Source organism: Stenotrophomonas acidaminiphila (assembly GCF_001431595.1).
GTDB classification, from domain to species: Bacteria; Pseudomonadota; Gammaproteobacteria; order Xanthomonadales; family Xanthomonadaceae; genus Stenotrophomonas; species Stenotrophomonas acidaminiphila.
Window position 1 is genome coordinate 1 of sequence record NZ_LDJO01000093.1, and the last position, 1,941, is coordinate 1,941.

Annotated in this window: 5 protein-coding genes; 1 reads left to right on the forward strand and 4 read right to left on the reverse strand. The window is 68.8% G+C overall.

The window, feature by feature from the left end; genetic code table 11:
- Positions 1–47 precede the first annotated feature (47 nt).
- Both ABB33_RS17585 and ABB33_RS17590 read right to left on the reverse strand, forming a co-directional pair.
- Entirely contained in the window at positions 48–305 is a 258-nt protein-coding gene (locus tag ABB33_RS17585; RefSeq protein WP_054666623.1) for an RnfH family protein, read from the reverse strand.
- A 3-nt stretch (positions 306–308) separates the two neighbouring features.
- Positions 309–737, reverse strand: coding sequence for a type II toxin-antitoxin system RatA family toxin (locus ABB33_RS17590; RefSeq protein ID WP_056932956.1), 429 nt, complete (start codon positions 735–737; stop codon positions 309–311).
- 52 nt (positions 738–789) lie between these two features.
- On the opposite strand from ABB33_RS17590, the gene smpB reads away from it, so the two are divergent.
- Positions 790–1,293 carry an SsrA-binding protein SmpB gene (gene smpB / locus ABB33_RS17595; protein ID WP_054666626.1) on the forward strand — a complete coding sequence of 168 codons (504 nt, stop codon included), beginning with the start codon at positions 790–792 and terminating at the stop codon, positions 1,291–1,293.
- A 243-nt stretch (positions 1,294–1,536) separates the two neighbouring features.
- Here the strand turns inward: smpB and ABB33_RS18810 are convergent, their stop codons facing one another.
- Together ABB33_RS18810 and ABB33_RS17600 are read right to left on the reverse strand one after the other, a co-directional pair.
- Positions 1,537–1,680, reverse strand: a complete 144-nt coding sequence (locus ABB33_RS18810; protein WP_161809441.1) for a hypothetical protein — start codon at positions 1,678–1,680, stop codon at positions 1,537–1,539.
- Positions 1,681–1,696: 16 nt separating this feature from the next.
- Positions 1,697–1,941 (reverse strand): transaldolase family protein (locus tag ABB33_RS17600; protein WP_275452958.1); only part of this gene is annotated, 245 nt, incomplete at its 5' end.

Sequence of the window (1,941 nt, forward strand, 5' to 3'; positions counted from 1 at the left end):
ACAAGAAGAAGCGCGGCGGCCGCTGATTCCAGGCGCCACGCACCGCATCAATCGCCGCCGCGCGCCCGCCGGCGGCGGTTTTCCTTGGGGTCGGCCAGCAGTGGCCTGAGCAGTTCGACGCGGTCGCCGTCGTGCAGCACCTGCTGCGGCCGCGCCAGTACGCCATGCACCGCCATGGCCACGGATTCGCCAGCGGCATCCAGCGCCGCCTCCGCCACGGCGTCGGCGACCGTACTCCCTTCCGGCAGCACCAGCTCCCGCCGCAGGCAGCGCTCCGGCCAGGCCAGCACCACCTCCACGCGCATGCCTCAGCCCCCCTGCTCGGCCACGCGCACGAAATCATTGACCATGCGGTCGGCCAGCCCCTGGAAGCCCAGTGCCAGCGCCGGCCCGAGCAGGCGCGAGGTCGGCTCGAACTCCAGCTCCAGGCTCACCTTGCAGGCGGCGTCGGACAATGGCTGGAACTGCCAGCGGCCATGCAGGCGCTTGAACGGGCCGTCCTTCAACTGCATGTCGATGCTGCCCGGGCGCTGCAGCGTGTTCTCGGTCATGAACCAGGTGCGGAACGACCCCAGCCCCAGGTCCAGGCGTGCCACCAGGCGCTCCGGGCCCGATTCCAGGATCTGCGCCGCTTCACACCAGCGGAAACGCCGCGGATAGGCGGCAACGTCGTTGACCAGGTCGAACATGCGCTCGGCCGGCTGTTCGACCAGGGCGCTGCGGCGGATGATAGGCATGCGGGATACGGACGGATGTTCGGAAAGCCTCCGAATCGGAGACAATACGGAAATGAGCAAGAAACCCGGTAAGGATAAAGCAAAGAACGCGCAGGCCGACAAAACCATCGCGCTGAACAAGCGCGCGCGCCATGAATACCACCTGGAGGAGCGTTTCGAGGCCGGGCTGGTGCTGCAGGGCTGGGAGATCAAGGCCATCCGCGCCGGGCGCGGCAACATGACCGACGCCTACGCCTACGTGAAGGACGGCGAGATCTTCCTGATCGGCGCGCAGATCACGCCATTGATCCAGGCATCCACCCATACCGTTCCGGAGGACCGGCGCCAGCGCAAGCTGCTCCTGCACCGGCGCGAGATCGACAAGCTCATCGGCCGGGTGGAGCGCGACGGCTACACGCTGGTACCGACCGCGATGTACTGGAGCAAGAACCGGATCAAGCTGGAAATCGCACTGGCCAAGGGCAAGCAGGCCCACGACAAGCGCGATGCGGCCAAGGACCGCGACTGGGCCCGCGAGAAGCAGCGCGCGCTGCGTGCCCACAACCGCAACGCCTGAGTGAGGCGGCGGCCGCCGGCCGCTGGCCGCTGGCTCCGCCATCAAACCGGTAAAACCGGGAGCCCGGCAAAACCTGCGGGCGGAGTCGAATGCTCTACTTTCCCCCTGACGCCGGTGGCCTCGGGGAATCCGACGCGGCCCCCGGTTCTTCCCCGGCAAAAAAAAACGACCGTGCCATGCCGGCACGGTCGTGGCGATACCGGAGGGAGGGAGAGAGCAACCGGTAACGTAACCTGCGGGGAATCAGTAGGCCGCGGCCGGCAACGGCTGCGGCAGGGCGACGAAGGGGCCGAGCTCGGCCACCGGCTCGCGCGCGGCCGGCGTGGCACAGGCGCTGGCCAGCAGGCACTGGCCGGTGGCGAGCAGACGCAGGAGCCGTGAGCGCATCGCCATCATCGCCGGCTCAGGCCAGTTCGTCGGCAATGCGCTGGCGCAGCGCCTGCAGGTCCTTGGCGAAGGCATCGATGCCGGTGGCCAGCTTCTCGGTGGCCATCGGGTCGGCGGCCATGTCCGCATCGAACCGCGCCTGGTCGATCGGCGCGACGTCCACCGCCTCGGCGGCGGCCGGCACCAGCTTGCGCGGCAGCTCGCCCAGGTCGGCGTCGAGCTTTTCCAGCAGGTCCGGCGAGATGGTCAGGCGGTCGCAGC